This window comes from uncultured Campylobacter sp. (assembly GCF_905371695.1).
Lineage (GTDB): Bacteria > Campylobacterota > Campylobacteria > Campylobacterales > Campylobacteraceae > Campylobacter_A.
This window is the reverse complement of the sequence record NZ_CAJPMA010000103.1, coordinates 1-5087: the sequence shown is the minus strand read 5'-3', so window position 1 is coordinate 5087 and position 5087 is coordinate 1. Positions and strand designations below refer to the sequence as shown.

The window sequence follows — 5087 nt, the reverse complement described above, 5'->3', positions numbered from 1 at the left end:
GTTGTAGTCTAGTAGATGGTCTTGCTCGTTTTGCGCTAGCGTTAAAGCTTGGAATAACGGCTTAAACGCCGATCAGAAAAAGCGATTAGAGCGCGAGCTGAAAATAGGCGTGAGCCTAGGCGAAACTACGCCGATGTTAGCCCAAAGGATAGCGCAGGCTTTACAAAAAAATAAACGCGACGCGACGTCGATAGCATTAACCGGAGCGGGCGCAATAGTAAGCGAGATCCGTCAAGCCTTTTTTGAGGCAAACGACGACGTCATAAAATGTTACAAATATCAAGCCACGCTAGATACTCGCACGTCAGAACTATGCAGAGCCTACGACGGGCTAATCTGGGATAAAGACTACAAGCCTATCGGGCACGACTTCCCGTTTCGCAAACCGCGCGTAAATACTCATTTTAATTGCCGTAGCACCATAATACCCGTAACTAAAAGTTGGGATGAACTAGGCGTCGAGGGAATGGGCGAAGCAAGCGGTCGCACAAGGTCAAGCATGAACGGCTACGTGCCGCAGGATATGACGTTTGACGATTGGTTAAAAACCCAAAGCCCCGAAGTGATAGAAAAGACGCTAGGCAAAGGCAGAGCCGAGCTATTTATGCAAGGCAAGATCACTATGCGCGATTTAATAACGCAGCAGGGACGGAGTGTAAATTTAAGCGATTTAAGCAGTTTAGGCGCTAGGATTAGAGCGAGCAATAAATTAAAATCTATGTTTGCGGATGTAGATTTTACGAAAGCCGGGTACAGACCGCCGTTAAAAGAGCCGCTAACCCTAGCCACGCTAAGCCCGAGAACGATAAGCAAACTAAAGGCGCAAGGCATAGAAACAGACGGGAAACTCAAGGTAGCAACACAAAGAGAGCTACTACACGGAATGAGGCTAAAAAAGATAAAAGACGGCAATGCGTTAAGCGCCCAGCAGTTTTTTGATATGCCGTTAAATTTGACCGAGGATAATTTATATTACGGCAAGGACGAAATGGGCAATGATACGATAAATTTCTTTTGGGAAAGCGATAACGAGTTGTGTTATGCGTATTTTACTAAAAAGGGCATATTGCAAACTTATGGAAAAACAAAAACGCAGACGATAAAAAGATACAAAGCGATAAAAGGGAGTCGAACCCAATCATAACGAGGCTTGCGCCTCCTCCTCTGACCCACTGAGGCATTATCGCTTTGATACTCTTATTATACCATATTTTTACCAAACCAACCCCATTTAAAATTTAAGTTACTATTCTATCAAAGGCCGTGCCTTAAATTTAACTCTCGTGGAGGACGAAATGGATATTGAGGAGCTAAAAAAGCAAGTCAGTGATTTGCAAGCCGAAAAAGAAGCGATGAACGCTAAAAATAAGGAGCTTTTAGGCGAGGTAAAAAAGTTAAAAGCTAAAAATAGCGACGCGGTGGAAGCTGAGAAATACGCCGAGCTTGAAGCTAAATACGACGAACTAAAAGCAGAGAACGACAAGCTCGCTAAAAAATACGATACCGATACGAAAAAGCTAAACGCCGATCTAGCCAACGCTAACGGCTCGCTAAATAAGTATCTAATCGACGCAGGGCTAAGCGATAATCTCGCAAAAGCGGGCGTAAAGGCGGAGTTTTTAGAAGCGGCCAAAGCTCTTTTGCGCGGTAATGCCAGCCTAAAAGACGACAAGGGCGAGCTAAAAGCGTATATCGCGGATAAGCCTATAAGCGAATTCGTGAGCGAATGGGCGCAAAAAGACGGTAAAGCTTTTATAGCCGCGCCTCAGGGTCAAGGCGGAGGAGCTAGCGGAGGCGGCGGTAACGTAAATATCGGCGCTAAATGGGGCGGCACTCGCGAGGAGCGAATAGTCGCGATAAAAGAGAAATTTAATTTAAAGGAATGAAAATATGGCACTAAGCGACATGAAGGTATTTTCCGAATACCTAGCAGGCACTACGATCGAGACGCTAAGTCAAGACATCGAGAAATTTAACGCGGCTAGCGGCGGCACGATAATTCTAAACGCGCAGGGCATAGACGGCGATTTTATGCAAGAGAGCTTTTTTAGAGGCATCCACTCCGCACAGCGCAGGGTAGATAGATACGCGGCAAACGCGGCGGCTACGGCTACGACCCTAAGACAAGAGCAAGATAACGCCGTTAAAGTAGCGGGGGGATTTGGCCCGGTAGTGTTTGAGCCGGGGCAGCTAACGTGGATAAAAAAAGACCCGTCCGTAGCTCTTGAAGTGATTTCAAGAAATATGAGCGAGGCGATGATAAGCGATATGCTAAATACGGCTATCTCCGCGCTCGTAGGGGCTATCGGCAATAACGCCGGCGTAGTAAACGACGTAAGCGCGAGCGGCGGCATAAACCAAGCCAACCTAAACAACGCGTATGCTAAATTCGGCGATAGAAGCGCGGCCATAACGGCTAATATAATGAGAGGCGCGGTATTTCATAAGCTAATCGGGCAAAATTTAGCAAACGCCGCACAGCTATTTAAGGCTGAAAACGTGCTCGTTGTTGAGATTTTGGGTCGCCGCGTAGTAGTAACGGATGCGCCGGCTCTGTATAAAGCGGGAACACCGAATAAAGACTATGTTTTAAGCCTAACTACCGGAGCCGCGATAGTAAGCGACGCGGGCGATCTAATCACGAATATTCAGACCAACAACGGCAAAGAGCGCATAGAAACGACCTATCAGGCTGATTATACATTTGGGCTATCGCTCAAAGGCTATTCTTGGGACACGGCAAACGGCGGCAAAAGCCCGGATAACGCAAAACTAGGCACCGGCACGAACTGGGATAAGATCGCGGCTAGCGATAAAGATACCGCGGGCGTGCTACTAATAGGCGACGCGGCTAAGAATTAGGAGGTGAAAAATGTCTAAAATTTGGTATGTAGAATTCCCGACGTTTCAGTATAACGAGGATGTTAAAGCCCTAGCCAAAGAGCGAGGGCTAACAATCATAGACGCTAAATTTGATGCGGGCGACGGGGTAAAAGATCCGCCCGAGCTGACGCTAAAAGGCGACGAAGCGAAGCCGAAAAAGACAAAGAAAGACGACAAGGGCGAATAATGCTAATCGTCGAGAACGGCACGGGACTATCTAATGCTAACGCTTACGTTTCGGTAGAGTTTGCCGATGAGTATTTTTCGGCACGCGGCAATCAAACGTGGGCAGGGTTAGATAATGCAGTCAAAGAGGCGACTATTATCAAGGCGACGGATTATTTAGAGGCGGTATATTTCGACAAATGGCAAGGCGAGAAGCTAAAAGCGGATCAGACTTTGAGCTTCCCTCGCTCGCCGTTTGGTATGCCCGCTAAATTTAAATCCGCCGTGTGCGAGCTGGCTATAAGGGCAAACGCGGGCGAGTTAATGAGCGACATTGAGCGACTAACCACCAAAGAAAAAGTAGGTAGCATCGAGGTGGAATACGCACAAAATACAGACCCTGCCACCAAATACGCTTACGTAGCTAGCCTTTTAAAGCCGTTTTTAAAATCTGCAAGCACAATGGTAATGAGGCTAGAGCGATGCTAAACGAAAAGGCAAAAAATACGGCGTTTAAATTGCTTGAAAAATTCGGCAAAGTAGGCACGTATAAGCGCAAAAGCGGGCAAATTTACGACCCCGAAACGGGCGGAATGACCGAACATATAAGCGAATACAAAGTAAAGGCGTATATCGATAGCGCGAAAAGCTACTCAAATTTAATAGAAAAAAACTTGTTAAACGAGGGCGATAACGTGATTTTGATAGCCTCTAAATCTTTGCCTTTTATGCCGCAAAATAACGACGTGATAGAGTTTCCTCACTGTGCCTATACTATCAAATACAACGACGCGGTATGGGGCGGCGAGGACGTGGCGCTACATCAACTAATCGGAGTTGCAAAATGATTGATAGACAGATAGAGAATTTTAGTGCAAAGGCGCAAGAAAAAGCGCTAAAAATCTTTAAAAAATCAATCATAGACCTAACCTCGGACATCATCAGCGATACTCCGGTAGATACGGGCAGGCTTAAAAATAATTGGTTTCCTAGCGTGGGCGCGGCTAGCGAACAAACGGCAGAAGCGACCGCAAACGAAGCCGGAGATCGTGCGGAAAGCTTTGCAAATAGCGAGCTAACGCTAGATAAAACCTTTTATTTTACAAATAACCTACCCTATGCTTTTCGTATAGAATTTGAGGGGTGGAGTAAGGTAAAGGCCCCGCAAGGTATGGTAAGGCGCAATGCTATCCGTTGGAAACAAATCGTAAAAAGGGCGGCTAATGCTACGAATTAGGCAGGCTTTAGAAAAAGCGGTTTTAGCTGTTACTCCCGCCATTGATACGGCTTTTGAAAACACGCCGTTTAAGCCTAGGGCGGGCGAGCCTTATCAACAACTACATTTTTTACCCGCCAAACCAAGCATCGCTGCAATTGATGATAGTATTGCGGAAATTGCCGGCGTGTTTCAAATCACCTTGCGTTATCCCGCGGGTAAAGGCGTTAAAGACGTTTTAGAGCGCGCGAAGCTTTACGAAAAAGCTTTTAAAGTAGGCATAAAGTTAGAAAATGAGGTTTTTATTACCGCTCCGACGAGCGTTAATATTTTGGGCGTTGACGGCGATCGCTACGGCGTGGCCGTTTCTATTTATTTTAAATCTTATAAGGAGTGAAAATGGCGGCAGAGCTAAAAGTAACCGATAGCCAAAATACAAAATTTTATATTTGTAACATGGGCGTGGATTTGGGCGACGCGGCAAAGATAAAAACTGCGCTAACGTCGGCAAAGCGCGTGGCGTTTATAGAGGAGATAGGCGAGTTTACTAAAACGCGTACTACGAACGAATACCAATGTATAGACGAGGACGCGGTAGCGGTGTCTCAGGGCGCGGTAAGCTACAGCGAGACCGAGCTAAAACTATTTTATGCGGCTGGGCAAGATAACGGCGTAAAAGAGCTTACCGAGATGTTTAACAAGAAGCTACGAAAGCAATTTATCATAGTAGGTAGCGATGAACCTGCGACTGGAACAAACAAAAATCCGACTTATATTACGGGCGAATTTATCAACGTAAAAACCGGCGCTACGATAGCCGCAA

Annotated in this window: 9 protein-coding genes and 1 tRNA gene; 9 read left to right on the top strand and 1 reads right to left on the bottom strand. The window is 46.2% G+C overall.

The genetic code is table 11. From position 1 onward, the window contains the following. Positions 1-97 precede the first annotated feature (97 nt). A complete protein-coding gene (locus QZ147_RS08140) occupies positions 98-1144 on the top strand; it encodes a minor capsid protein (RefSeq protein WP_295149135.1) in 1047 nt (348 codons plus the stop codon). Here the strand turns inward: QZ147_RS08140 and QZ147_RS08135 are convergent. Next, a tRNA-OTHER gene (locus tag QZ147_RS08135) sits at positions 1114-1187 on the bottom strand. The genes QZ147_RS08140 and QZ147_RS08135 overlap by 31 nt on opposite strands. Positions 1188-1295: 108 nt before the next feature. On the opposite strand from QZ147_RS08135, the gene QZ147_RS08130 reads away from it, so the two are divergent. The 8 genes from QZ147_RS08130 to QZ147_RS08095 form a co-directional block, all read left to right on the top strand. Continuing rightward, complete coding sequence (locus QZ147_RS08130) at positions 1296-1886, top strand: hypothetical protein (protein WP_295149133.1); 591 nt, start codon at positions 1296-1298, stop codon at positions 1884-1886. 4 nt (positions 1887-1890) lie between these two features. Beyond that, the gene (locus QZ147_RS08125; RefSeq protein ID WP_295149132.1) at positions 1891-2862 is read left to right on the top strand and encodes a major capsid protein; all 972 of its coding nucleotides are present in this window, start codon (positions 1891-1893) and stop codon (positions 2860-2862) included. Positions 2863-2872: 10 nt separating this feature from the next. Beyond that, positions 2873-3070, top strand: coding sequence for a hypothetical protein (locus QZ147_RS08120; protein ID WP_295149130.1), 198 nt, complete (start codon positions 2873-2875; stop codon positions 3068-3070). After that, positions 3070-3537 carry a DnaT-like ssDNA-binding protein gene (locus tag QZ147_RS08115; RefSeq protein WP_295149129.1) on the top strand — a complete coding sequence of 156 codons (468 nt, stop codon included), beginning with the start codon at positions 3070-3072 and terminating at the stop codon, positions 3535-3537. The genes QZ147_RS08120 and QZ147_RS08115 overlap by 1 nt, the downstream gene beginning before the upstream one ends. Continuing rightward, positions 3531-3896: a hypothetical protein gene (locus tag QZ147_RS08110; protein WP_295149127.1), complete on the top strand. Its 366-nt coding sequence runs from the start codon at positions 3531-3533 to the stop codon at positions 3894-3896. The genes QZ147_RS08115 and QZ147_RS08110 overlap by 7 nt, the downstream gene beginning before the upstream one ends. Then, positions 3893-4285 (top strand): hypothetical protein, encoded by a 393-nt coding sequence (locus QZ147_RS08105; RefSeq protein ID WP_295149125.1) that lies wholly within the window; start codon positions 3893-3895, stop codon positions 4283-4285. Before QZ147_RS08110 ends, QZ147_RS08105 begins: the two co-directional genes overlap by 4 nt. Continuing rightward, a complete protein-coding gene (locus QZ147_RS08100) occupies positions 4272-4661 on the top strand; it encodes a phage tail terminator-like protein (protein WP_295149122.1) in 390 nt (129 codons plus the stop codon). Before QZ147_RS08105 ends, QZ147_RS08100 begins: the two co-directional genes overlap by 14 nt. Positions 4662-4663: 2 nt before the next feature. Further along, positions 4664-5087 (top strand): hypothetical protein (locus tag QZ147_RS08095; RefSeq protein ID WP_295149119.1); only part of this gene is annotated, 424 nt, incomplete at its 3' end.

Excerpts from the sequence above, each read along its gene's own strand:
- QZ147_RS08115 (WP_295149129.1), top strand. The coding sequence starts at position 3,070 with ATGCTAATCGTCGAGAACGGCACGGGACTATCTAATGCTAACGCTTAC.
- QZ147_RS08120 (WP_295149130.1), top strand. The coding sequence starts at position 2,873 with ATGTCTAAAATTTGGTATGTAGAATTCCCGACGTTTCAGTATAACGAG.
- QZ147_RS08100 (WP_295149122.1), top strand. The coding sequence starts at position 4,272 with ATGCTACGAATTAGGCAGGCTTTAGAAAAAGCGGTTTTAGCTGTTACT.
- QZ147_RS08130 (WP_295149133.1), top strand. The coding sequence starts at position 1,296 with ATGGATATTGAGGAGCTAAAAAAGCAAGTCAGTGATTTGCAAGCCGAA.
- QZ147_RS08125 (WP_295149132.1), top strand. The coding sequence starts at position 1,891 with ATGGCACTAAGCGACATGAAGGTATTTTCCGAATACCTAGCAGGCACT.
- QZ147_RS08105 (WP_295149125.1), top strand. The coding sequence starts at position 3,893 with ATGATTGATAGACAGATAGAGAATTTTAGTGCAAAGGCGCAAGAAAAA.
- QZ147_RS08110 (WP_295149127.1), top strand. The coding sequence starts at position 3,531 with ATGCTAAACGAAAAGGCAAAAAATACGGCGTTTAAATTGCTTGAAAAA.